General features: G+C 64.3%; 18 protein-coding genes and 2 pseudogenes. 10 read left to right on the top strand and 10 right to left on the bottom strand.

The genetic code is table 11. The features are described from left to right. The first annotated feature begins 49 nt into the window (after window positions 1–49). The 3 genes from AC07XM_RS24055 (at window position 50) to AC07XM_RS24065 (ending at window position 4,065) form a co-directional block, all read left to right on the top strand. Window positions 50–580: a sigma-70 family RNA polymerase sigma factor gene (locus AC07XM_RS24055; RefSeq protein ID WP_023047927.1), complete on the top strand. Its 531-nt coding sequence runs from the start codon at window positions 50–52 to the stop codon at window positions 578–580. A 2-nt stretch (window positions 581–582) separates the two neighbouring features. Further along, window positions 583–1,530: a FecR domain-containing protein gene (locus AC07XM_RS24060; protein ID WP_102689837.1), complete on the top strand. Its 948-nt coding sequence runs from the start codon at window positions 583–585 to the stop codon at window positions 1,528–1,530. Between the two features lie 84 nt (window positions 1,531–1,614). Continuing rightward, window positions 1,615–4,065, top strand: a complete 2,451-nt coding sequence (locus tag AC07XM_RS24065; protein ID WP_102689838.1) for a TonB-dependent siderophore receptor — start codon at window positions 1,615–1,617, stop codon at window positions 4,063–4,065. A 161-nt stretch (window positions 4,066–4,226) separates the two neighbouring features. Here AC07XM_RS24065 and AC07XM_RS24070 read toward each other — a convergent pair whose 3' ends face one another. The 5 genes and pseudogenes from AC07XM_RS24070 to AC07XM_RS24090 all read right to left on the bottom strand — a co-directional run. Further along, window positions 4,227–4,712 (bottom strand): isochorismatase family protein, encoded by a 486-nt coding sequence (locus AC07XM_RS24070; protein ID WP_016486059.1) that lies wholly within the window; start codon window positions 4,710–4,712, stop codon window positions 4,227–4,229. A gap of 59 nt (window positions 4,713–4,771) precedes the next feature. Continuing rightward, window positions 4,772–7,258 (bottom strand): TonB-dependent siderophore receptor, encoded by a 2,487-nt coding sequence (locus tag AC07XM_RS24075; protein ID WP_016486058.1) that lies wholly within the window; start codon window positions 7,256–7,258, stop codon window positions 4,772–4,774. 188 nt (window positions 7,259–7,446) lie between these two features. Continuing rightward, complete coding sequence (locus AC07XM_RS24080; RefSeq protein ID WP_023047922.1) at window positions 7,447–8,391, bottom strand: FecR domain-containing protein; 945 nt, start codon at window positions 8,389–8,391, stop codon at window positions 7,447–7,449. Window positions 8,392–8,394: 3 nt separating this feature from the next. Further along, the gene (locus tag AC07XM_RS24085) at window positions 8,395–8,904 is read right to left on the bottom strand and encodes a sigma-70 family RNA polymerase sigma factor (protein ID WP_102689839.1); all 510 of its coding nucleotides are present in this window, start codon (window positions 8,902–8,904) and stop codon (window positions 8,395–8,397) included. A gap of 140 nt (window positions 8,905–9,044) precedes the next feature. Then, window positions 9,045–9,380, bottom strand: a pseudogene (locus AC07XM_RS24090) (LysR substrate-binding domain-containing protein); the annotation flags it as partial. Window position 9,381: 1 nt separating this feature from the next. Here AC07XM_RS24090 and AC07XM_RS24095 point away from each other — a divergent pair. Then, window positions 9,382–9,576: pseudogene (locus AC07XM_RS24095) on the top strand (L(+)-tartrate dehydratase subunit beta); the annotation flags it as partial. Window positions 9,577–9,619: 43 nt separating this feature from the next. Here AC07XM_RS24095 and AC07XM_RS24100 read toward each other — a convergent pair. Next, window positions 9,620–10,678, bottom strand: a complete 1,059-nt coding sequence (locus tag AC07XM_RS24100) for a sigma-54 interaction domain-containing protein (protein WP_016486053.1) — start codon at window positions 10,676–10,678, stop codon at window positions 9,620–9,622. Between the two features lie 293 nt (window positions 10,679–10,971). On the opposite strand from AC07XM_RS24100, the gene AC07XM_RS24105 reads away from it, so the two are divergent. From AC07XM_RS24105 to AC07XM_RS24130, 6 genes are all read left to right on the top strand, one after another. After that, window positions 10,972–12,045, top strand: a complete 1,074-nt coding sequence (locus AC07XM_RS24105) for an ABC transporter substrate-binding protein (RefSeq protein WP_095114854.1) — start codon at window positions 10,972–10,974, stop codon at window positions 12,043–12,045. 11 nt (window positions 12,046–12,056) lie between these two features. Then, complete coding sequence (locus AC07XM_RS24110; protein ID WP_016486051.1) at window positions 12,057–13,280, top strand: lipase family protein; 1,224 nt, start codon at window positions 12,057–12,059, stop codon at window positions 13,278–13,280. 12 nt (window positions 13,281–13,292) lie between these two features. Continuing rightward, window positions 13,293–14,492, top strand: a complete 1,200-nt coding sequence (locus tag AC07XM_RS24115; RefSeq protein WP_102689840.1) for an LLM class flavin-dependent oxidoreductase — start codon at window positions 13,293–13,295, stop codon at window positions 14,490–14,492. 4 nt (window positions 14,493–14,496) lie between these two features. Beyond that, a complete protein-coding gene (locus AC07XM_RS24120) occupies window positions 14,497–16,050 on the top strand; it encodes an ABC transporter substrate-binding protein (RefSeq protein ID WP_070086548.1) in 1,554 nt (517 codons plus the stop codon). Between the two features lie 218 nt (window positions 16,051–16,268). Then, window positions 16,269–18,845: a TonB-dependent receptor gene (locus AC07XM_RS24125; RefSeq protein WP_102689841.1), complete on the top strand. Its 2,577-nt coding sequence runs from the start codon at window positions 16,269–16,271 to the stop codon at window positions 18,843–18,845. 28 nt (window positions 18,846–18,873) lie between these two features. Next, window positions 18,874–19,962: an LLM class flavin-dependent oxidoreductase gene (locus tag AC07XM_RS24130; protein ID WP_095114850.1), complete on the top strand. Its 1,089-nt coding sequence runs from the start codon at window positions 18,874–18,876 to the stop codon at window positions 19,960–19,962. Between the two features lie 324 nt (window positions 19,963–20,286). Here AC07XM_RS24130 and AC07XM_RS24135 read toward each other — a convergent pair whose 3' ends face one another. From AC07XM_RS24135 to AC07XM_RS24150, 4 genes are read right to left on the bottom strand one after another with little or no spacing between them, the layout of a single operon-like run. Continuing rightward, on the bottom strand, window positions 20,287–22,071 hold the full coding sequence (locus AC07XM_RS24135; protein WP_095114849.1) for a dipeptide ABC transporter ATP-binding protein: 1,785 nt from the start codon (window positions 22,069–22,071) through the stop codon (window positions 20,287–20,289). After that, window positions 22,068–22,895 carry an ABC transporter permease gene (locus AC07XM_RS24140; RefSeq protein WP_070086545.1) on the bottom strand — a complete coding sequence of 276 codons (828 nt, stop codon included), beginning with the start codon at window positions 22,893–22,895 and terminating at the stop codon, window positions 22,068–22,070. The genes AC07XM_RS24135 and AC07XM_RS24140 overlap by 4 nt, the downstream gene beginning before the upstream one ends. Continuing rightward, window positions 22,888–23,964, bottom strand: a complete 1,077-nt coding sequence (locus AC07XM_RS24145) for an ABC transporter permease (protein WP_102689842.1) — start codon at window positions 23,962–23,964, stop codon at window positions 22,888–22,890. Before AC07XM_RS24145 ends, AC07XM_RS24140 begins: the two co-directional genes overlap by 8 nt. Beyond that, complete coding sequence (locus AC07XM_RS24150; protein ID WP_102689843.1) at window positions 23,957–25,528, bottom strand: ABC transporter substrate-binding protein; 1,572 nt, start codon at window positions 25,526–25,528, stop codon at window positions 23,957–23,959. Before AC07XM_RS24150 ends, AC07XM_RS24145 begins: the two co-directional genes overlap by 8 nt.

Raw genomic sequence — 25,528 nt, forward strand, 5'->3', positions numbered from 1 at the left:
GCCTAAAATGCGAACAATTAACATTTGCAAGCATTTTCAGGCGGCACGGATGAGCATCCCGGATGTAGCGTTCACTTCTCAAGTCAGCCAGCTGTACCGGGCCCAGAGCAAATGGTTGCATAACTGGCTGAAACCGCGGGTGAACTGCAGCCACCTGGCAGCAGACCTGGTCCAGGATGTGTTCGTGCGTGTCATGTCTGCCGCCGACGCCGCCGTCAAGCTCGCCGCCGTACGCGAACCCAAAGGCTACCTGGCGACCATCGCTCGCCGCCTGATGATCGATCACCTGCGCCGGGTGCACCTGGAAAGGGCCTGGCTTCAGGTGCTCGCCGAGCAACCCGAAGCACTGGACATCTCACCAGAGCAACGTTTGGCCTTGCTGCAAACCTTGTTCGAACTCGACGCCATGCTGGCCTCGCTCGGGCCCAAGGTACGTGAAGCATTTCTGCTTTCGCAGATCGACGGCATGCCCTACAAGCACATCGCCATCCAGCTGGGTGTTTCCGAAGTCAGCGTGCGCCGCTACATTGCCAAGGCCGCCGAACACTGCATGATCTACAGCCTTGGCCATGGCCAGTGAGCATGAACCTGAACGCCGAGCAACTGGCCTCGCTACGCCAGGCCGCGCACTGGTTCAGCCAGCTCAACAGCGGTGAGGTGCAGGCCAGTGATTACTCGGCCTGGCAACTGTGGCTGAATGCAACGCCCGTCAATGCCTGGGCCTGGCAGCAGGCCGAGCGCCTGCAAACGCGCATGGCAGCAAGCGAAAACCCGGCATCGGCACGGGTGTTGGCGCTGGCAGCGCATGACCGCAACGCCAGCCGTCGGCGGGTGGTCAAGGCAGGCTTGCTGCTGCTGGGCGGCGGCGCGCTGGGCCTGGGGGGGTACCGCGAGGTCAAGCAGTCTGCAGTGTTGGCAGACCTGCGCACCGGGGTGGGCGAACAGCGCTCGCTGATGCTGAACAATGGCACCGCGCTGATGCTCAATACCGCCTCTGCGGTCGATGTGGATGACGCGCTCGACCCTGCGCGCTTGCGCCTGCGCCAAGGTGAAGTCATGATCACTGTGCCGGCGCGCCAGCACTGCAGGGTCAGCACCCGAAACGGCACGGTCGAAGCCGGCGAAAGCCGCTTTGCCCTGCGGCTGTTCGATGACGGCAGCAGCCTGGAGGTATTTGCCCGGCAGGCCCGTGTAACCCTGAGCTCGGGCCAGACCCTGCTGGTAAACAGTGGCGAGCGTTGTCGCTTCAATGAGCAAGGCTTCGCCGCGCTGGAACCCGTCCCCCTGGCCGCAGATGCCTGGGGCCGCGGCTTGCTGATTGCCAATGATCAGCGCCTCGACGCCTTCATCAGCAACCTTTCACGCTACCGCCCGGGCTGGCTGCGCTGCGCGCCAGCCGTGGCAGGGCTGCGTATCAGCGGCACCTACCGGCTCGACGATACCGACCAGATCCTGCGCGCGCTGACCACGTCGCTGCCGGTGCAGGTACAGGTGCGTACGCGTTTCTGGGTCACCATCACGGCGGCGTAAAAAAATGCTGGGCGCCTGATCACTTTGCCAGGGCTTATCCGACTCATAGGTATCCCGACTTTTACCTATCAGAGAAACGCGACGATGACCTGCCGCTTCAAACCCAGGCCTTTCACTGCGCCAGGCCTGCGCACCTGCCTGCTACTGACTGCACTGCTCGCGGGGCCTGGCGCTGCCAGCGCTGCGCAAGCCCATGACTACCACCTGCCACAGGGCGACCTTGGCGAAACGCTGACCCAGTTCGCTGCCGAGTCTGGCATCGTGCTGTCGTTCGACACCCACTGGACGCGCGGTAAACGTTCGCCTGCGCTTGAGGGGCGCTATGACGTCGACCAAGCCTTGCAGATCCTGCTCAGTGGCACCGGGTTGCAGGCCACCCGGGAAAGCGACGGGCGCTACTCGCTGCTGTTGAGCACCCAACAGGGGGATGTGCTTGAGTTGGCCCCCAGCCGCGTCGATGCGCTGGGGCTGGGTAACGTCACCGAGGGTACCGGCGCCTACACCACCGGCGGTTCTACCAGCGCAACCAAACTGCCACTGACCCTGCGCGAAACGCCGCAGTCGGTCAGCGTGATCACCCGCCAGGTTATCGACGACCACGGCTCGCAAGACATCGGCGACGTGCTGCGCAACACGCCCGGGGTTTCGGTCCAGGCGTACGACAGCGAACGCATGGAGTACTCCGCACGCGGGTTTGCCATTACCAACTACCAGTACGATGGCATCAATACCATTTACGACGGCGTTTACGATGAGGGCGTGACCCACGTCGACATGGCGCCCTACGACCGCATCGAAGTGATCAAGGGTGCCACCGGCCTGATGACCGGCTCTGGCGACCCCTCGGCGACGGTCAACCTGGTGCGCAAGAAGCCCACTCAAGACTTCAAGGCGTCGATCACCGCCAGCGCGGGGTCCTGGGACAACTACCGTACCGAAGGTGATATTTCGGGTTCGCTCAACGACAGCGGTAGCGTACGTGGCCGCCTGGTGGGGGCCTACCAGGACCGCAAGTCGTACCTGGACCACTACAAGCAGAAAAAGGATGTTTACTACGGCACTCTTGAAGCCGACCTGACACCCGACACCCTGCTCACCTTCGGCATCGACAACCAGACCACGACTCCGCGTGGGTCGTCGTGGACCGGTAACCCGACTTACTTTTCCGACGGCAGCCGCACCGATTTCTCGCGTTCGCACAACCCGGCGGCAGACTGGAGCCGTCGCGACTTCGAGTCAACCACGTACTTCACCTCGCTGGAGCAGGCCCTGGCCAACGACTGGAAGGTCAAGCTCAGCCTCAACCACATGATCAGCGACCATGATACGCGCCTGGCGTCTGCCAGCGGCGGCAACCCAAACCCGGCAACCGGCGAGGGCATGTTCCTGTACTGGGGGCGTTGGGAAGGTCACCGCGTGCAAAACACCGCAGACGTGAATATATCCGGCCCGTTCACCCTGTTCGGCCGTGAGAACGACCTGGTGGCAGGCTTCATGACCTCGCATTCGAAGCAGACCGGCGATACCTACGACGCCAGCGCGTTCGCCATGGTGCCCGGCTCCATCTTCGACTGGAACGGCAAACTGCCGGAGCAGAACTTCCCGAAAAACGGCGATTACACCACCACGCAAAGCCAGAATGGCGCCTATGTGGCCACCCGCCTGAGGCCGACCGACAAGCTCTCGGTCATTCTCGGCACCCGGGTCAGCACCTTCAAGTACAACGATGATCAGGACTATTACCCAACGTCTTCGTTGAGCGACACCCACGCAAGCTACAAGGAACACGGTGTGGTCACCCCCTATGCGGGCGTGGTCTATGACCTGGACGACACCTACTCGGTGTATGCCAGCTACACGTCGATCTATCAGCCGCAGGTTTACAAGGACATCAACGGCGCCACCCTCGCACCCGTCGAAGGCGACGGCTATGAAGCCGGGCTGAAGGCTGCCTGGTACGACGGCAGGCTAAACGGCACCCTGGCGTTCTTCCGCATCGAGCAAGACAACGTCGCTTCCAATATCGGCACCAATCCGGTGACCAACGAAGGCATCTACAAAGCCATTGACGGCGCCACCACCAAGGGCGTCGAACTGGAGCTGGCCGGCGAACTGGCACCCGGCTGGAACGTCACCGCCGGCTACACCTACGCCCGTACCCGCGATGCCGACGACCAACGGATTTTCGGCTTCCCACTGGCAACCACCAAGCCCGAGCACGTGGTACGGCTGTTCAATACTTACCGCCTGCCTGGCGCATTCGACCAGCTGACCGTGGGCGGTGGGCTGCGCTGGCAGAGCGGCTTCTACGGGAATATCTACAGCCCGATCGCCAACGACTATACCCGCATCAAGCAAGGCGGCTACACACTGGTGGACCTGATGGCCCGCTATCAGTACAGCGAGCACTTGAGCTTCACGGTCAATGCCAACAACGTGTTCGACAAGGTTTACCTGACCGGGCTTGGAAACTTCGATACCACGTACTACGGCGAACCACGCAACCTGATGGTCACGACCCGCTGGGACTTCTGACAGGGCGGTGAACCAGCGCCCAGCCATTGTGGGAGCGGGCTTGTCCCGCGAGGGGGACCGTGCGCTGCATGGCACCGGCTTTGCCGGTGTTCGCGGGGCAAGCCCGCTCCCACAGGACTGACAGACTAGCCTGCCTGCACGATGATCTGGCACTGCAGGTCTTAGCGTTGTCCCGCCAGTTCGGCCAGCACTTCAGCCGAGGTCGTGACGTGGCGAAAGTGATGCTGCCACAGCTGGATCCCCAGCTTGGCCGACCGGTCCAGTGAAGACCCAACCGTCATGTCCGTCACCAGGGTGGGCGTCAGCCCCGCATCGAACAGGGCAAAGCCGGCGGCCAGCACACAGGTTTCGGTCTGCAGCCCACACACCAGCACGCGCTCCACACCCAGTTGCCTGATGTACTCGATGGCTTCGGCGCTTTGCCCGTAGCCATGCTTGACGAACACCTGGTCGGCTTCGACCAGGCTTTCGTCCTCGGCAGCCGGGTGCCAGCCGAGCTGCCGTTCGAACGGCGTGACCTGTTCGTCGTGCAACTCGACCGAGGCAACGGTAGGGATGTTCGCTGACAACCGTCGCAAGCCATCGACCAGCCACTCGGGCGGGCTGAAGGTGGACTGGACATCGACGATGAGCAAAACCTGGCGCATAGCGTTCTCCCGCCATTGGCAAAATGGCGCGGAGTATACCGCGTGGCGCGGGGGCTTGATCACCAGTCGTAGGTCAGCTCTACCGACGCAACCCGCTCCTGTCCGTAATAGCAGCCAAACGCGTAGTTGCAGTCAGAAACGTACTCGCGATCGAAAATATTCTGAACATTCACGCTGGCCTGCAGGCCACGCAGGCTTGGGTCGAGCTTGGCCAGGTCGTAGCTGACGGTGGCGTCATACACGGCGTAGGCCGGTACTTCGAAGGTATTGGCCGAGTTACCCTGTTTGCGGCCGGTATAACGTGCCCCGGCGCCAAAGGTCAGGCCATTGAGGGTGGCCTGGGTGAAGTGGTAATCCACCCACAATGTGGCAGACACCGGGGCCTGCGCCTCGTTGCGGTTGCCCTGGTCGCCATAGGTGCTTTTGGTATAGAACGAGTCGATGTAGGTGGCCGCGGCCAGTACATCGACATTCTCGATGCTGGATTTAAGCTCCAGCTCCACACCACGGGAGCGCACCTCGCCATTTTGCGTCTGGTACTGCGGGTACTCGGTATCGCCGGTCAGCATGTTTTTCTGTTTCACCTGGAACACCGACGCCGTGAACAAGGTCCCGTCGACAGGCTGATACTTCAGCCCCACCTCGTATTGCTCGCCTTCGCTTGGCTCGAACGCCTTGCCACCGCGCTCGGGCGCTGCCGTGCCCACGGTTGGCAAGAACGACTGCGAATAGCTGACATACGGCGCCAGGCCAAACTCGGTGACATAGGTAAGGCCGATGCGCCCGGTGAACTTGGTGTCGCGTTGGGAGGCAATGCTGTGCGCCAGCAGATCCTTGTTGTCGACTTCCGCCCAGTCCTGGCGCCCGCCTACCGTCAGGATCCAGTTATCCAGCTTGATCTGGTCCTGCACGTAGACCCCGGTCTGGCGCAGTGTATTGTCCCAACGGGTATCCAGCACCGGCGTTACGTTGCTGGTGGGGTAGTTGTTCTTGCCATACAGGTCGACCGGCAACACGTTGTAGGCGTTGTAACCATCGTACTTGCGCGAGAAGTGACGGTAGTCCGCGCCGGCCAGCAAGGTGTGCCGCAGTGCGCCCGTGTCAAAGGTGTACTCCAGGTTGTTATCGAGGGTGTAGGCGATGTTGTGCTGACGCCAGTCAAGCTTGACCCGGTTGGCGCGGGTGTAGTCGACCACATCACCTTCTGTCACGAAGCTGCGCAGGTAAAAGCCTTTGTAGCGGTCTCGTACGTCGGTGTAGCGCGCGGTAGATCTGAATGCCAGCTCGTCATTGAAACGGTGGCTGAAGTCATAGCCGAAGATGTACTGGTTGCGCTTGTAATCGTTGTACCGCGAGTCCCCCGAAAAGAAGTCGCGGTCGATATGCTGGCCTGTCGGGCCACGCTTGAGCGAGCCGATCATCGGCAACGTCTGATAATCGGGCAGGCCATCATCACGCTGCACTTGGGCAAGCAGCGTCAGGGACGTGTCTTCGTTTGGCGCCCAGGTCAGGCTCGGCGCCAGCAACAAGCGCTCGCTGTGCGAGTGAGCGACCATTTCGTTGCCTTTGTCGGCAACCCCGACCAGGCGATAGGTAAAGACCTTCTGCTCGTCCAGCGGGCCGCTGGTATCGAAGGCGCCGTTGACCCGGTTGTAGCTGCCAGCGCCAAGCTTCACCTGGCTACGCGGCTCGCGGGTGGGGCGCTTGGAAACCATGTTGATCAACCCACCCGGCTGGTTCTGCCCGTACAGCACCGAAGATGGGCCTTTGAGTACTTCGATACGCTCCAGCGTGTAGGGGTCGATCTGGGGTGCACCCCCGAGGCTACCGGCGTACGGCAGGTATGCGCCGTCCAGGTACAGCGGGGTCGGAGCAAACCCGCGGCTGGTGATTTCGTCAGCAATGCTGTTGCGATCGGTAAAGCCGCCGGTGGCCAGGCCCGGGGTGTAGCGCAGCGCCTGGGTCAGGTTGCGCGCGCCCTGGGCTTGTACCTGGTCGGCGGTGATCACGTTGATGGCCTGAGGGATCTCCAGGATGGGCGTGTCAGTCTTGGTCCCGGTGGCACTGCGGCTGGCAACGTAGCCATTCACGGGCCCATAGGCGGACTCCGCAGCCGCACCGGTGATGCTGGTGGTATCAAGCTGCAGGGTCGAATCGTCACCGACCATGGGCAGCAGCGAGTAGCTGCCATTGGCCTGCTTCAACACCTGCAACCGGTTACCCGCCAGCAACTGGCGCAGGCCGGCATCGGAGCTGTAGCGGCCATGCAGGCCGGGCGACTTCAGTGCCTGCACCGATGACGGCTCGAAGGACACCGTCACTCCCGCAGCCGAAGCAAATTGCGTAAGCGCCGTGGCCAGGGGGCCGGCGGCAATATCGAACGAAGTTTCGGCCTGGCTTTGGGCAATGGCAGGGCTGGCCACCATCAGCGTTGCCAATGGCGTCGCCAGCACCACACTGAACATTGCGCGATTCACGGCACGCGCCAGTCTGGTTTTGGTCGAGTTGATCAAGAGGATGCGGTTGCAATCGTTGACAGCGAGCATGCGGTTTCCTTTCGCCCTGCGGCAGTGTTTTCATTGCGCTTGGTGCGCGTCTACCTACAAGTCGAACGAGAACGACAATCGATAACCCCCCCAGGCAAAAAAATCGCCAGCCTTCAGGCCATGACACTCAATCAAGCATCCTGGGGCCGCGTTGCGGCCCTAAAATGCTCAACTACCGGCATCAGGCTTCAGGCAGCCTCGACGCGCGTCCAGTAGCGGCTGAAGCGACGAATGCGCACAGGCAGCGTGGTCGTGAGGTTTTCCAGGACGATATCGATGTCGCCCAAGTGAAACGCCCCGGACAGTCGCAACCCACCCACGGCCTCATCACAGCCCAGGTACCCAGGCCGATACCGCTGCAGTTCGCTGACAACATCGGCGAGGCGCCAGTCATCCACGATCAACATCTCGCGGGACCAGGCGTCTGCCATCGCCGCTAGCGGTGTCACGTTGCCGGTTTTCCCCGCGCTGAATTCCAGCTGTTGCCCGGCCTCTACCCGCACAGACGCCAAGGCAAGTGCACTGCGCACCTCCACGGCATGCTGCAATACACAGACCCGCACAAGGTCGTTGTCGCAGCGCACGATGAAGCGCGTACCGAGTGCGCGGACGCTACCCTGCCCGGTATGCACGACGAAAGGCCGAGACAATGCATCCGAGGCGGTTTGCACCAGAATCTCTCCTTTGAGCAACTCAAGGGCCCGCCACTCGCCGTTGTAGCGAATATCAACAGCAGTGTCGGTGTTCAGGCGCAACTGGGTCCCATCGTCCAGCCGCAACGAACGCTGCTGGCCAACGCCTGTGCGCACATCGGCTGTCAACCGTGCAACGATGCCATCCTGCAACACCACCCCCCCTGTCGCGCTCCCGACCAGCAGCACTGAAAGCACCTTGAGGACCTCACGTCGCTTGGCCCTGGCACTGGTTAACGTCGGCCGTGCAATGCCGGGCGTAACCTGCGCCAGCTTGCCCTGCAAGCGTGCCAGGCGCTCCCAGGCCAGCAAGTGTTGCGGGTTACTCGACAACCAGCGCTGGTGCGCCGCTCGCAGGGTGTCATCCGCCCCGCAGCGCAGCTCGACATACCAGCGTGCGGCAGCCTCCAGTGTATCGCGGTCCAATGGTTCGGCCGCCATGGTTCAGGCCTCGGCCAGCATCAGGCAATGGGTCAGCGCCCGCACTGCATGCTTTTTGACAGTAGTGAGCGAAACATCCAGGCGCCGCGCAATTTCCACATAGCTCAAGCCATCGAGCTGGGCCATGAGGAAGATCTCGCGGGTACGCGAGCCCAGCCCGTCGAGTAGCCGATCAATTTCCAGCAGGGTCTCGATGATCAGCAGGCGCGCCTCCGGCGAAACTTCTACAGGCTCAGGCCGTGCCGCGAGGGTTTCCAGGTAGGCCTGCTCCACGGCACGCCGCCGAAACATGTCGATCATCAGGCTGCGGGCAATACTGCTCAGATAAGCCCGTGGCTGTTGCAGCTCGGCCGCCTTGCGCAGGGTCAGTACCCGCATGAACGTGTCCTGGGCCAGGTCGGCCGCATGCTCCACACACCCGAGCTTGCGGCGCAGCCACCCGCACAACCAGGCATGATAGTCCTCGTAAAGCGTGTGCACGGCTTTTTGCAGGGAAGGGTCAGCACAGGACATGGTAGAACCGATGAGAGCGTCTTTAATAATGACTCTCATTTAACCTGAGTCTGACCGGATTTCGCAATTGCTTTGCGCAGCGGTCATGGGAAACCAAGGTCTTCGGCCAGGCCCAAGAACGCTGAGCTGACGATGCGCCATCGCAGGTGGTCAGCCAGGTTCCACTCGGCCCGCATCAGGATGCCTTGCCCATCGAGGGCCCAGTTCAGGGCGACCTCGCCATCGTTTGTGCTCAGGCTGCCGCGCACTTTCACCGACTCGCTCTGCTTGCCGCGGCTGAGCCGCCAGATGCCGAACGCGGCATCGTTCTGGCGCAACACGATGCAGTTGTGGCTGGCCAGGTCTTTTGGTGCTTCAGGGGTGCCGTGGGCCTCCAGGTAAGCGGGCGCCGCGCACAACCGGCGGCGGTTGGCAGCGATCTTGCGCGCGATCAGGCGCGAATCAGGCAGCTCACCAAAGCGAATGGCCACATCGATAGTAGAGCGTGCGGAGTGGCAGGACCTGGGCATGCCGGAGACCCTTTGGGTGAACCGTGTTCGCGAGTTCGGGCCGCTGATCATCTCCATCGATACCAAGGGCAACAACCTGTTCGAGCAGAACAAGGTCCGCTTCAACGAACGTAAAGGGGCAGTGATCGAGAAGATCATCAGCCAGGTGCGCTTCATCAAATAACCAAGCCACTTTCGGGCCGCTGTGCGGCCCCAAGACAAGCAAATCAAGCCTTCGACAGTTCGCCAATCTTCTCCAGCCGCGCCCGCACGATGTTGCGGCTGATGTTCAGCAACCGCCCTGTCTGCAACTGGTTGCCGTGGCAATACCGATACGCCGCCCTGAACACCGTCTCCTCAATATGCTCATACAAATTCGGCACGTTCTGCTCGAACAACGCCAGCAACGCGCTTTCCAGGTCAGGCGGTGCCGCGCTCGCTGCCGGCAAATACGCATGGGCCGCAGGCGCCGCCACCTGTGGCCGCATATCGACCAGGTGCAGGTCCGCCGGCGCCACCACCTGATACCGGCACACCAGCAACGCATGGTGAATGGCGTTTTCCAGCTCGCGGATGTTGCCCGGCCAGCTATGCGCCAGCAATTTGCGTTCGGCATCCGGGCTCAACGAAGCACGCTCGTAACCCAGGCGTCGGCAATGTTCCTCGATGAAGAATTCCGCCAGCGGCAGGATGTCCCCCGGCCGCTCGCGCAACGGCGGCAAGCGAATCGTCGCCACATGCAGGCGGTAGAACAGGTCTTCACGAAAGTGCCCCGCCACCACCGCATCGGCCAGATTGACGTTGGTCGCCGCCACCAGCCGGACATTGATCGGAATTGGCGTTCGTGAACCCAGGCGCACCACTTCACGCTCCTGTAGCACCCGCAGCAACTTCACCTGCATGTTCAGCGGCAGGTCACCGATTTCATCCAGGAACAACGTGCCGCCATTAGCCGCCTCGAACCAGCCAGCCTTGTTACTGGTGGCGCCCGTAAACGCGCCTTTTTCGTGGCCAAACAGCTCGCTCTCCACCAAGGTTTCGGCAAAGGCACCGCAGTTGACTGCCACGAATGGCTCACGCCCACGGCGGCTAAGGTGGTGGATATGACGGGCGACCAGCTCCTTGCCGGTGCCGGTTTCGCCGATGATCAGGGTGTTGGCCTCGCTGGGCGCCAGGCGCTCGATGCGGCTGAGCAGTTCCTGGGAGCGCGGGTCCTTGAACACGAGCACGGTGGCACGTACCGACTTGGTCAGCTCGCGGGCATTGGGGTGGGTGATCAGCGACATAGGGGCATTCCTGGCAGTTGACGCGCAGGCCCATAGTGCATGAAACAAATTAGATCAAAAAATTATTAATTAATATTTAGATATTCGAATTAAGAATATTCAAATTTTCAGCAGCTGATTGCTGCCACAGCAGCAACCCGTCAGCACTCCCCTGCCCGCCGATCAGCAGACCTTGCCTTGCACACCTACGTGCTCATGGCTGGAGGCCCTGTAAATAGGGGGCTTGCGCCACTTCAAGGCATGCTGGCATGCATTTCGCTCCTGGCCTGTAGAACCTTTGCCTGGAGCTGCACATGAACAATCCCTGGCGTAATGCCCTCGCCCTGCTGGGCGGCCTGTTCCTTAGCCTGACTGCGCTGGCCGCCGAGCCACCGGCGGCGGTGCGCATCGCCATTGTTGCCTTCACCCAGGGTGGCGCCCCGGTGTTCGGCGGCATCCCGGGGCGGGTGATTGAAGAAGGCTGGCTGGAACAGCAACTGGCCGCCCGCGGCGTGAAACTGCAATGGACCGCCCTGCCGCATGCCGGCGCCGGGCCGCAGATCAACGAAGGCTTCAGCAACGACAGCCTGGACTTTGCCGTACGCGGCGACCTGCCCTCGGTCATCGCCGGCGCCGGCCAGGTGCCGGGCAAGCTGGTGGTACCGGGTGGCAGCGGCAACAACATCTACCTGGTAGTACCGAGCAACTCGACGGTGCGCAGCATTCAGGACCTCAAAGGCAAGCGCCTGGCTTTGCACCGCGGCCGCCCGTGGGAGTTCGCCTTCAGCAATTTCCTGCAAAGCCAGGGCCTGGCACTCAGTGATTTCAAGATCGCCAACCTCAACCCGCAAGTAGGCGCGGCTGCGGTGTCCGCCGGCAAGGTCGACGCTGCCGTGCTGCTCAACGAAGCCTATGCCCTGGAAGACAAAGGCGTGGCGCGCATCCTCTGGTCGACCAAGCAAGGCGCCAACGACTGGCGGCTGGTGTCGGACCTGTGGGGCACTGATCGCTTCGTGCAGCAGCACGCCGACCTGACGCAGCTGGTGGCCACCGCCTGGGTGCGCGCCGCCTGGTGGATTTCTCAGGAGCAGAACCGCGACGCCTACTACGGGTTGTCTTCGCGCGCCGGTGTGAGCGAAAGCGTGCTGCGCCGGGACGACCAGGACGACCCGGTCGTGTGGAAGGCGCGCTGGGCACCGAAAAGCGATGCCCAGCTCAAGGCCCACTACGACGCCCTGGGCCAGTACGCCCTGGCCAACCGGCTGATCCGCACGCCCTACGACATTACCAGTGACCTGGCCACAGGCTTTACCCGCCAGGCGCTGATCGACCTGCAACTGACCCACTACTGGCCGTCCCTCGACGCCCAGATCAGCCAACAACCTTGAGAGCCTTACCCATGAAACTGCCTGCTTCGCTCGTCTTCGGCCTCAGCGCCCTGGCCCTGTCCATCGGTGCCATGGCCGCCGAAACCTACGCACCCAAACCTGATCCGCAGCAGGGCGATGGCCGTGTGTCGGCCTTCTACACCTGGAGCAAGGCCATCCCCGGCACGCCCGGTAAACTGCTGCGCAGCGAACCGCTGGACCAGGCACTCAGCCTGCCCAACGCAGCCAGCGCGCAACGCATTCTCTACACCTCGCTGGATGGTATCGACGGCAAGACCCCGATCGTGGTGTCCGGCGCACTGTTCATTCCCAAAGGCCAGGCACCGGCAGGCGGCTGGCCGGTCGCCAGCTGGGGCCACGGCACCGTCGGCGTGGCAGATATCTGCGCACCGTCCTGGGCTGGCCGCAGCTACCGCGATGTGCAATACCTCAACCGCTGGCTCGATGAGGGCTACGCCATCGTCGCCACCGACTACCAAGGCCTCGGTGTACCGGGTGGCCACCCGCTGCTGAACAACCGCATGGCCGCCTACGGCATTCTCGATGCGGCCAAGGCGGTGGTCGCCGGCGTGCCAGGGCTGGCAGACAAGGTGCTGATCATTGGCCAGTCGCAAGGCGGCGCCGGGGCCTTTGCCGCCGGTGCCTATGCGGCGACCTATGCGCCCAAGCTGGGCGTCAAGGGCAGTATCGGTACGGGGGTGATCTACACCGTGGGCTCGAAGAATGTCGGTGAACAAGACCAGGACAAGGTCGACCCGGCCCTGGCCTATGGCTTCTACACCCTGCTGGCTGCGCAGCAGTACGACCCAAGCATCGACCCGCGCGACTTCTACACCGACAAGGCCTTGCCGCTGTTCGAGCAGGCGCGCACCAGCTGCCTGTCAGCCTTGGTCAGCGACGTGGTCGGCACAGGCCTGACCCCGGCCAACGCCAAGAAAGACTACAAGGGCGACCAGCTCAAGCCATGGCTGGCGCAGGTGTCGTACCCGACCCTGAAACTGGCCCAGCCGATCTTCATCGGCACCGGCGCCGAGGACAAGACCCCCGCCGCCGCTACACAGGTGGCGCTGATGCAGGACGCCTGCAAGGCCGGCTCGGTGGTGCAGGGCCACCTTTACAAGGGCCTGGGCCACAGCGAAACGGTGAATGCCTCGCTGAAGGACTCGATCCCCTTCGCCCGCCAGGTCATCAGCGGCCAGCCGGTCACCCCCAATTGCAGCCCAAGCGTCCAGTAAGGAGGCCAACCCATGAGCATCGAATTCTTCACCCGCCTGCCCTTGCATGGCGAAACCCAGTTCCTCCCCGGCGACCCGCGCAACCGCGGCGACTGGCATGCGGGCGGGCCCAGCACCGGTGCGGTGTCGGGGTTTGCCGTGGGTGATCACTTCACCTATATCGACTACCTCGGTCAAATCGCCCGCGCCGCTGAAATAAACGGCTTTGGCGGCGCACTGATGGTCAACGCCCCCACCGGCGAAGAGCCATGGACGGTGTGCTCGCTGCTGGCACGGGAAACCCGCACGCTGAAATTCGTCACCGCGTTCCAGCCCTATCACTACACCCCGTGGGTGGCCGTGCAACAGGCCGCGACCTACCAGCGCGCCACCGGCAACCGGCTGGTGTGGAACATCATCAACGGCGGTTCCGATGCCATCCAGCGCCAAGTGGGCGACTTTGAAGACCATGACCAGCGCTACGCCCGTGCCACCGAATTCATGGACGTGGTCCGCGGCTATTGGCACAACGAGCAGTTCCACTACGAAGGCACCTACTACCGCGCCGAGGGCGGTGGCCTGCGCGGCCCGCTGAAAAAGGCCGAGCTGCCGCTGATCTGCACCGCAGGCTCGTCGGTGGCAGCGCGCGAGTTCGCCGCCAAGCACGCCGATTTCTACCTGATGCGCGCCGAGCACCCGGACGAGATCGCCGCGCTGATCGCCGACATCCGCGCCCGGGCGCTGAAGTGGGGCCGTACCGACATCCGCTTTGGCCTGTCCATCGACGTGATCGCACGCGAGACCGAAGCAGCCGCGCTGGCCGAGGCCAAGCGCTTCTTCGACGAAGGCGTGGCCAAAGGCACGGTCAAGGCCCGCGCCGCCCACGCCGGCCTGCGCACGGCGCGCAAGCTGAGCTACGAGCACGGCTACAGCGACCAGGACCAGCAGCAGGCCTTTGACGACTTCTTCATCCACCCCAATGTGTGGACCGGTTTCGGCTACATCGGCATCCCGCCGGGCTGCGCACTGGTGGGCAGCTACACCGACGTGGTGGCGCGTATCCGCGAGTATCACGGCATCGGTGTCGATCTGTTCTTCCTTGCCGGCTACCCGCACCTGGAAGAGGCCTACCGCATCGGCGAACACATCCTGCCGCACTTCCGTGCGCAGCGCGCAGCCCTTGCCCGCCCGGCAGCCGAACCCGTGCAACTGCACGCCAGCAACGGGGCCTGACGCCATGGCCAGGGACGGTTACCCACTGAGCCGGCGCGGCTTCCTCGGCCACGCTGGCGTGCTGGCGGGCGGGCTGCTGGCCGGCTGCGGCCCCGCCGACAGCCCCACCCACGCTGCAGCCGACCAGCCGCGCCACGGCGGGCGCTTGCGCCTGGGCATCATCGACGGCAACCAGAGCGGCAACCTCGACGCCCACAAGCCCATCGGCAGCGGCATCGTGCGTGGCTTTGCCCTGTACAGCAAACTGTGGGAATGGGACGAGCAGATGCAGCCGCGCCTGGCCCTGGCCGAGTTCGCCGAGCCCAATGCCGATGCCAGCAGCTGGACCTTGCGGCTGAAACCGGGGCTGGAATTCCACCACGGCAAGACCATCGACGCCGACGACCTGATCTTTTCCATCCGCCGCCTCACCGACCCGCAGCTGGCCTCGCCCTATGCGGCGCTGCTGCACTGGGTAGACCGCAACAACCTGGTCAAGCTGGACGACCGCACCGTACGCCTGGGCTTTCGCGAGGGGCGCAGCTACCTGCCGCTGGCAGAAACCTGGGTCAACTTCGGCGGCATCGTACCGGTGGACTACCACCCGGTCACCAACCCGGTCGGTGCCGGGCCGTACAAATTGAAAAGCTTCACCCCAGGCCAGCGCTCGCTGTTCACCCGCTTCGACAACTACTACAAGCCCGGCAAGCCCTACGCCGATGAACTGGAGATCATCGACTTCAAGGACCAGACCGGCCGCCTGGCAGCGTTGCGTGCGGGGCAAATCGACATGGCCAACGTCATGTCCACCGAGCACTTGCAGGTACTGCAGGCCGACCCTCGGCTGCGGCTGCTGAAATCGGTGAGCGGCAACTGGCTGTCGTTCGACATGAACACCGCCAAGGCGCCCTTCAACGACCCGCGCGTACGGGAAGCATTCCGCCTGCTGGCCGACCGTGACGAATTGGTGCGCCGTGCGCTGAATGGCCAGGGCCGGGTGGCGAACGACCTGTATGCACCCTTCGACCCCACCTTCGACCACAGCCTTGGCCCGCGCCCTCATGACCCGCAGCGTGCGGCGCAGTTGCTGCGCCAGGCCGGCCATGAACAGTTGCAGGTGGATCTGGTGACCACACCAGGGCCGGGGCTGGCTTCGGCCCTGGTATTGGCCGAGCAGGCCCGACGTATCGGCGTCACCCTGAACGTGCGCCAGGTCGACCTGGCCACCTTCCAGGGCCCGCAGCGCGACGACTGGACCTTGAGTACCGGCGGCAGCATCGGTGCGCCGTTCCTGGCCAGTGCCATCCACACCGACGCGCCGTTTGCTGTAGCCAACAAGACCCACTTCCACGACCGCGAATTCAGTGAGGCCTTCCTCGCCGCAATGGCCCAGCCGGACCTGGAGCAACGCAAAGCGCTGGTACACCGGGCGCAACGCATTCAGTACGAGCGCGGCGGCATGCTGATATGGGGCTTTGCCGACCTGCTCGACAGCGTCAGCACCCGCGTGGGTGGCGCGCAGGCCGAGCAATCGCTGTTCAGTACCTGGCGGTTCGAGAGCCTGTGGCTGAAAACCTGATCCGCCCCAAGACAGCCTATTCCCCTGTGGGAGCGGGCTTGTCCCGCGAATAGGCCCGCCTGGACACCAGAGGTGCATGGCCAGGGCTTCGCCCTGGTTCGCGGGACAAGCCCGCTCCCACCGAACCTCCTGACAGGCTTGAGAGATACCCACCCAACCGCAGGCGCGGCTGCGCCCTCGCTTCTCCCACATTCCTGCTATTGAACGAGGCCCAGCCAATGCCCCGCGTGACCTTGCTGCACCCCAAATTCCCGCCCAGCGCCCTGGCGCTGGCCATGCTGGCCGCCAGCGCGCCGCTGGCCCACGCCCAAGACACCCAACTGCAAACCGTCACGGTGCAGGCCGAACAGACTGACGACGATGCCCTGCCCACCCGACCGCCCGCCTCGATCTATGGCGGCCTGGAAGCCAAGGTGCTGGACACCCCGCGCTCAGTCACCCAGATCAACGCCGAGCAACTGGCCAACGACCCGATCCGCAGCTCCGACGACCTGGTCAAGTACGCCCCCGGCATCACCCGCGGCGGTGGCCAGAACGCCGGCATCGCCCCGCAGATGCGCGGGCAGAATACCGAGGTGTTCCAGGATGGCCAGCGCGCCTACGGCGTGCGCCACCCGGCCAACTTCAACGCCTACGAAGGCGCCGACATCGTCGCCGGGCCGTCGTCGGTGACCTACGGCTCGGTCAGCGGCAGTGGCGGCTACGTCAACTACCTGAGCAAGAAGCCTGACTTCAACCGTTTCCGCACCAAGCTCAGCGGCGAAATCGGCAGCTGGATCCCCGATGGCGAATCACGCGATGCCACCAAGTTCAGCATCGACAACACCGGCCCGCTGACGGACAACCTGGCTTACCGGGTGAGCATCACCCGCCAGCGCCAGGAAGACTTCTACGACAATGTCGAGAACAACTTCGACGCCTTCTACGGCGCGCTGGCCTGGCGCAACGACAACCTGCGGGTGGACTGGAACGCCGCCTACGACGACTACTTCGACTACAACATCACCCACGGCTGGAACCGCGCCACCCAGGACCTGGTCGACCACGGCAAGTACTACGCCGGCCGCGCCACACCGGTCATCCAGAACGGCAATACACTGTGGTCGCCAGTGCTGTCCTCCGGTGCCTCCGATGCCCAGGTGCTGGGCTGGGTGCAACGCCAGCGCAATGCCCAGGGCCAGTACCAGGTGGTCAACGGCAGCTTTCAGGGCGCGTCACCCAATACGCAGGCCAACCCCGGCAGCCTGCGGGGCTGGGTCTATGACCCGTCGCTGGCGGGCAACGGCCTGACCTCCTTGTCGTCACAAACCGGCCAGCGCGCGCAGGACGAAAACCGTTCGCGGCGCTTTACCACGCAACTGCGCATCGAAGGCGACCTGACCCCGTCGATCACCTTGGCCAACAGCACCTTCTACCAGCACTCCACCGACACCACCGATGCCGTCGGGGCGTTCCAGGTGCAGGGCAAGGACGACATCTTCGACAACCGCTTCGAATTCCGCGCACGTGGCCAGTGGCAACTGGGCGACCTGACCCTGGTCGACGACAGCAACACAGGGCTGATCTACCGCCGCGAGCGCAACGAGTCGATCGCCGCCAACAACAGCTTCGGCAGCACCATCAACGCCTATGACCTGACCCTCGACCCCACCTTGAAAAACCCCGGCGACCTGCTCGGCCTGAACGGCCGCAACCCCGCCGGTGGCAACGCCGCCTGGATCGGCCAACCCGGTGTGCCGCAGCTTTCCAGCTACTACGGCTGGCTCAACCTGTCCGCCATGTACCCGGCCGGGCACGGTCTGTATGCAGAATCGGTGGCGCCCTACACCGCCGACAGCACCTGGACCACCCAGACGCTGTTCAGCCAGCACAACCTGCGCCTGGGTGAACGTGTGGGCCTGAACGTGGGCGCCAGCCGCAGCTGGATCGACGCCCGCATCGAAAACCCGTTCGTGCTGACCGGCGGCAACCCGCGCAAGGACTCGGATAATTACCGGCTGTTCTCGGTGCAGGTCAGTCCCTATTTCAAACCCACGGAAAACAGCACGCTGTACTACACGTTCGACCGTTCCCTCGCAGTGAATACCGGCTTCTTCACCAACGGCCTGGGCTGGGGCAGCGGCACGGGGGCCAACCAGCTCAACCCACTGGCCTTCGAGAGCCTGAGCGTGTTGCATGAGGTCGGTTTGAAGGTGGAGGCTGTGCCCGACCAGCTGTTCTTCACCCTGGCTGCCTACAAGCAGGCCCGTGACCAGTCGCCGGACAGCAACAACAACATTGCCCGGCTGATCGTCAAAGGCTGGGAAGCGACCCTGCGCTACCAGGACCAGCACCTGCGCGGCGGCCTCAACCTCAGCCGCATCAGCGCCTACAACGAGTTCACCAGCCAGGCCGGGTTTGCCTCGGCCGGCTTCATCCCCGACAACGGCACTGTGTTTGGCGACAACAACAGCCTCAACCAGCGCCCGGCCGGCAAGTTCGATGCGGTGCAGATCCCCGAATACAACGCTGGCGGGTATGTCGACTACCGCTTCGACTCAGGGTTTGGCGTTGAGCTTTCCGGCTGGTGGACCAGCAGCTGGTACCTGAACCTGAGCAAGACGGTGAAAGTGCCGGACGAATACAACCTCGATCTTGCCGTGTACTACCGCCAGCCGCAGTGGGGCGTGACGGTGCGCATGCTCAACGTCACCGACGAGCTGAATTTCGTCAGTGGCCTGGCCGGGTCCACCAATACCTTTCTGCAACCGATGCCGGGCCGCACGCTGCTGGCCCAGGTCGATTACCAATTCTGATTCCTCCTCAACCTGAAAGGCCTTAGCCATGTCCATTGAATTTGTCGGCATGATCTTCCCCCGCCAGTGGTCCGAGACCCGTGGCGTACGCACACCCGACTTCGACCTGCCATTCATCCGTCACCACGCCCGCGCCCATGAGCATGCCGGGTTCGACCGGGTGCTGATCGCCAGCGGCCCTGGCAGCGCCGACAGCCTGCAGATTGCCGCCTATGCTGCCGCGCACACCGAACGCCTGGGTTTCATGATTGCCCACCGCCCGGCGCTGACCGCGCCGACGGTGGCCGCACGGGCATTCGCCACGCTCGACCACACCACCGGCGGCGGGCGCATCCGCCTGCATGCAATCACCGGTATCACCGCCGAGCCGCAAGAGGGGGACACGCTGCTGGACAAGACCGAGCGCTACCGGCGTGCCGACGAATACCTGGAGATTGTCCGCCGCACCTGGACGGCCGAGGCGCCGTTCGACTTCGAGGGCCGCTACTTCAATATCAAGGGTGCCTTTTCACCGGTGAAGCCGCTGCAGCAGCCGCATATCCCGATTTCCTTCGGAGGCTCGTCCGACATCGCCTACCAGATCGCCGTCAAGCATGCGGATCTGTATGCGCTGTGGGGGGAACCGCTGAGCGGCGTCGCCGAGCAGATCGGCAAACTCAAGGCTGCCGCGAACGCCGCAGGGGTGGCAGCGCCAAGGGTCAGCCTGTCGGTGCGGCTGATCCTGGGTGCCACCGAGGAGCAGGCCTGGCAGCGTGCCGAACAGATCCTCGCGCAGATCAAGGCCAACCCGCAATTTGCGGCTAACAGCCCTTGGCAGAAACGCATCAAGGGCACCGGTTCTGAACGCCTGCTGGCAGCCGCCGCCCGTGCCGACCGGCATGACCGGGCGTTGTGGATGCCGACGGCGACGGCGGTGGGTGCCTATGGCGATACCACCGCACTGGTGGGCACGCCGGAGACCGTGGCCCAGGCGTTGCTCGATTATGTCGACCTTGGGGTGACCACCTTTCTCAACCGGGGCTATGACCCGCTGTATGACACGGTGGATTACGGGCGCTGGGTGATACCGGCGGTGCGCGAGGAAGTTCGACGGCGCCAGGCCCGGTTTGTGGGGTGAAGGTGGGGGGGTATGGCTGTGGGGTGCATCTGGTTTGCCGGGTGCATGCCTTGGGTTGTTTGGCGCCTGTGAGATCGAGCGCCGCCCGCGCGGCGCATCGCGACGCAAGGCCGCTCCCACATCTGTTTCGGGCCAATTACTCCTGTGACATGGGCGCGCGTCCCCTTGGCGCCCACCTCAATATCGAGACGGGCCAACAAGGCGGTCGCGCGCATTGGTACAGGTATGACTGGCCCGAAACAGATGTGGGAGCGGCCTTGCGTCGCGATGCGCCGCGCGGGCGGCGCTCGGTCTCACAGGCGCTGCATACCCCAAGGCAAGCACCTAGAGGCCAACACGCAACCTGGGCGAATGCTCCACCAGCGTGCGGGTATAAGCATCAACCGGCCGCCCCAGCACCTGATCGGCAATGCCCTGCTCCACCACCCGCCCCTGGCGCAACACCAGCACGCGGTCGGCAATCGCCCGCACCACCCCAAGGTCATGGGTGACGAACAGCAAGGTCAACCCCTCCCCCTGCAAGCGCTGCAACAAGGCCAGTATCGATGCCTGCACCGACACATCCAGCGCCGAGGTGATCTCGTCACATACCAGCAACTTCGGCTCGCAGATCAACGCCCTGGCTATCGCCACCCGCTGGCGTTCACCCCCAGACAAGCTATGCGGATACAAGTCGGCCACACGCGCCGGTAGCGACACCCGCTCCAGCACGGCCTCGACCCGCTCGCGCGCTTTACCACCGCGCACCCCGAAAAAGTGCGCCAACGGCGCGCTGAGCGTTTGCCCGATGGTCTGCCTCGGGTTCAAGGCCCTATAGGGGTTCTGGAACACATACTGGATCTGGTGACGCAGCCGCGCATCACGTTCGCGCGCGGCAAACGCCAAAGGCGCGCCGGCGTAACTGAGTTGCCCCTGAACGTTTTCGCCCAGCCCGGCAATGGCCCTGGCCAGGCTGGTCTTGCCCGAACCCGACTCGCCCACCAGCGCCAGGCACTCCCCTTGCCTCACCCGCAGAGACACATCGAACAACACCTGGCGATCGTAAGCTACGTCCAGCCCCTGCACCTCCAGCAACACCGCTGCGCCCGGCGCAGCAGCCGCCTCGACAGCCGCTTCACCGAGGGGCAGCGGCTCTCGGTGCGGCACCAGGCAGGCCACTCGATGCACGCCGTCATGCGCCAGCAACGACGGCTCGATCACTGAACACTCTGCACGACGCCTGCCGCAGCGCGGCGCAAACGCACAGCCATCCGGGCGCTGCCCCGGTGCCGGTGCATGCCCGGCAATCGCCTGCAAGGGCTGGCGCCGGGCAATGTCAGGTATGGCCGCGAGCAAAGCGCGAGTGTAGGGATGCGACGGCGCGCGGAACAACGCCTCACGCCCCGCCACTTCCACCAGCCGCCCGGCGTACATCACCATCACCCGGTCGACCAGGTCACGCACCACCGCCAGGTCATGGGTGACGTACAGCGCCGCCACACCTTGGTCACGGCACAGGCGCTTGAGGGTCTGCAGCACATGGGCCTGGGTGGTAACGTCCAGTGCGGTGGTGGGTTCGTCGAGTACGATCAGCTTTGGCCGCAAGACGAACGCCAGCGCCAGCATCACCCGCTGTTGCTGCCCGCCAGACAGTTGATGCGCAAAACGCCGCAGGAAGCCGTCGTCATCGGGCAAGCCCACATCCAGCAGGGTTTCGCCGATGCGCTGGCGCACCGCTTCACGCGACAGCGCAGGCTGGTGCGCCAAGAGGGTTTCACGCAGCAAAGCCCCCAGGCGCAGCGCAGGGTTCAGCGCCGTGGCCGGGTCCTGGGCGACGTAGCCGACCAGCCCGCCACGGGCCAGGCGCAAGGCCTCACCTTCGAGCTCGAGCAGCGACTGCCCGGCCACCACCACTTGCCCGCCAACGATACGCGCACCCTGCCGGGCATGGCGCAGCAACGCCGTGGCCAAGGTGGTCTTGCCCGAGCCGGACTCACCCACCAGGCCAACAATCTCGCCCGCTGCAACGCTGAAGGACACCTCGGCCAGCACATCAACCTGCCCGGCCAGCTCTACCCGCAGGTCGCTGACCTGCAACACTTCACTGGCCACATTCAACAGCGCGCTCATGGCTGCTTCTCCCCAATCCGGGCACTGGCCCGGCCAACCCCTTCGGCCAGGATGTTGGTGCCATAGGCAAACACCCCGATCAGCAATGCAGGTGCCAGTACGGCCCAGGGCTGCACCAGCAGGCCGGCCTGGTTTTCGTTGATCATCAAACCCCAGTCGGCCGCTGGCGGTGCCACCCCGTAGCCCAGAAAACTCAAGCCGGACAGCATGCCCACCGCCCAGGTCAGCATGTTGCCGAAGTGCACCAATAGCGGCGTGAGGATGTTCGGCAGGATTTCATGAAAGAGGATGCGCCAACGCGGGTAACCCATCATCTGCGCCGCCTCCACGTACTCCTGCCCGGCGACCGCCACGGCACTGCCGCGGGCCAGGCGGACAACCCCCGGGGTAAAGGCGATGGCCACGGTCAGCACGATCAGCCAAGGTGCACGGCCGAGCATGGACACGATCAGCAGCACCAGGATCAGGTCCGGGAACGCCAGCGATACGTCCGCCGCCCAGCTGATCGCCTGGTCCAGGCGCCTGCGCGAGAAGCCGGCCAACAGGCCCAGGCTGCCGCCAACCAGCAATGCGAGGGTGGCTGCTGCCACCGACATCCACAGCACCGACAGGCCGCCGCTGAGCAACCGCGAGAGCAGGTCGTGGCCCAGAAAATCGTGCCCCAGCGGTGCCCCGGCAGCCGGGGGGCCGTACACCGGCCCGACCATCGCCGTGGGCGCATGAGGTGCCAGCCAGGGGCCGAAAGCGGCCAGCAGCGCCACCATCAAGGTGATTACAGCGCCACGCCGCACCTGTGGGTCGGCCAGCCAACGGGATTCAATCATGGGTCGCCTCCTGGGCAGGGGTGCTGCGCGCGCGTCGCCACCAAGGCCGAATGCCGCGCCGGATACGGCGGATCATCCGCACCCGGCGCGCCGTGCGCAGCTTGGGGGTGAGCAATACGGTCAGCAGGTCGGCCAGCAGGTTGATCAGCACCACCGCCACGGTGATGACCAGCACCACGCCCTGGATCATCGGCAGGTCGCGCATCTGGATCGCCGCATTCAACGCAGTGCCAATACCGGGGTAGCTGAAAATCACCTCGGCCAGCAATGCACCGCCGACCAGCGTGCGCAGGGTCAGTGCCACGCCCTGGATCGCCGGGGTCAGGGCATTGGGCAAGGTGTGCCGCCAGACGATGCGCCGCTCGGGGACACCCCGCAGCTGCGCGGCGATCACATACTCGGACTCCAGCGCCTCGATCATCGAGGCCCGCACCATGCGCGTGAGGTACGGCAGGGCCGTCAGGCTCAGGGCCAGCACCGGTAGCACCAGTGACGGCCACTGCCGCCACAACGGCAACTGCGGGTCGAGGATCGACACCGCCGGCAGCCAGCCCATGCCCGGCATTGAAAACAGCAACACCAGGCCGATCGCCAGCAGAAAGCCCGGCGTGGCCTTGAGCAGAATCAACGCCGACAGGCCCCAGCGGTCCAGCCGGCTGTCGCGGCGCAGGGCCAGGCTCACCCCCAACAGCAAGGCCACCGGCACCACCAGTGCCAACACCCCGGCCAGCAGGGCAAGGGTGTGGCCCAACCGGCCGAACAGCAGTTGTGCCACCGGCACCTGTGAGTCCAGTGAAATGCCCAGGTCCCCGCGTAATGCTGCGCCTAGCCAGCGCAGGTACTGCACCAGAATCGGCTGGTCGAGGCCCAGTTGCCGTTGCAGGGTGAGGATGCTTTCCAGCGGCGCATCCGGGCCGAGAATCACCCGCGCAGGGTCAGAAGGCAGTGCCTGGGTGGCGATGAACACCACCAGGCTGATCACCCAGGCCGTGAGCAACCCGTAACCGAGGCGGCCGATGAACCAGGCCAGCCAGGCCGGCGTGCGGGGCGTGTGTCGAGGATCAGGCATTGGGGTTCAACCAGAGTTCGTCAAAGCGCCAGGAGGCGAAGGTGGTCTGTTCCGGGGCAAGCCCGCCAACCCTGGACGACGCCGCATCGAGCACGTCGGAAAAGCCCCAGATCAGCAACCCGCCACGTTCGTGCTGGATGGCCTGGGCTTCATGCACCAAGGCCCTGCGCCGCGCCAGGTCGGGCTGGGCCAGGGCTTGCTGGAACAGTTCGGTAAAGCGCGGGTCGTGGAAGTTGCTGCGGTTGTAGATGGCCTGCGGCGCATCGTTGTGCAGCGCCGAGGCGAGAAAGCCGCGCGCCGGGGTCGACCCGGGCGACAGCTGCCATTGCTCACGTTGCGGGCCGTTGAAAACGGACCCGTCCACCTGGTTGACCTTCACCTGCACCCCGGCCTTAAGGGCCTGCTGGGCAAACACCAGCGCGGCGTTGACGCCAGGCCCTGGCGTGGTGGTCAGTTCCACACGCAAATCGTCCTGCCCCGCCTGGCGCAGCAGCGAACGGGCCTGGTCCAGCGCGTAAGGGCGCTGGGCAATGGCGTGGTTGAAGGTGGGGTCGTGAGGCGAATACAAGTCGTTGGCCACCCGGCCAAAGCCATTGAGCCCACGCGCCACCAGCTCCTGGCGGTCGGCCAACAGGCGGAATGCCTGGCGCACCCGTACATCCTGGAACGGCGCCTTGGCCAAGTTCAGGTTGAAGCCGGTGAACGAGGTGCTCGGCGAGGCGTACAGCCGCAGCCGTGGGTCGGCCTTGAGCAGTGCACTGTGCTCAGCCTGCACACCACTGGCCACATCGATCTGCCCGGCGCGCAGCGCTGCGGCCCGCGACACCTGGTCCTTGAATTCGATGATTTCCAGCTCGTCCGCGTAGGGGCGATTGGGCTTGTAGTAGTTTTCAAAACGGGTGTAGAGCGAGCGCTGGCCAGGTATGAAGCTTTTCAGCCGGTATGGCCCGGCGCCCACCGGGTTGGTCACCGGGTGGTAGTCGGTGGGCACGATGCCGCCGAAGCTGATCAACGTTTCATCGAGCGGGTAGAAGCTTTGCCCCTGCTTGAAACGTATTTCAATTGTGCGCTCGTCCAGTTTGCGCAGTGCCTGCCGATCGATAGCGCCGACCAGCCCGGCGAAGGGCGAGGCCAGCTGCGGGTCGGTCAGGCGCAGGATCGAGAACAGCATGTCGTCGGCGGTGATGCTTTTGCCGTGGTGAAACTCCAGCCCAGGCTTGAGGCGGATGGTCCAGGCGCTGGCGTCGGCATTCGGCTCGGCGAACTCGGCCAGTGCCAGGCGCGTGCTGACGTCGGCGTTCCATTCCCAGCACTTGGCGTACAGCGCCCAGCCCCGGATGATGCCGCCGCCCACCGGCTTGTGCGCATCAAGGTTGCCGGCCTGGTCGCCATCAATAATGCCCACCCGCAAGCGCCCACCGTGCACCGGCGTGCCCGGCAGCGCCGCACTGGCCGCTGAAGACGAGCCGCTGTCGCAGCCACTGAGCAGCCCCCCCAGCAGCAAGCTGCCGCCAACGGCCAGGCTGTTGCCGAGAAACACCCGGCGCGAAAACAGCTCGCTCAT

It is taken from the genome of Pseudomonas sp. GW460-LB5 (assembly GCF_059423245.1).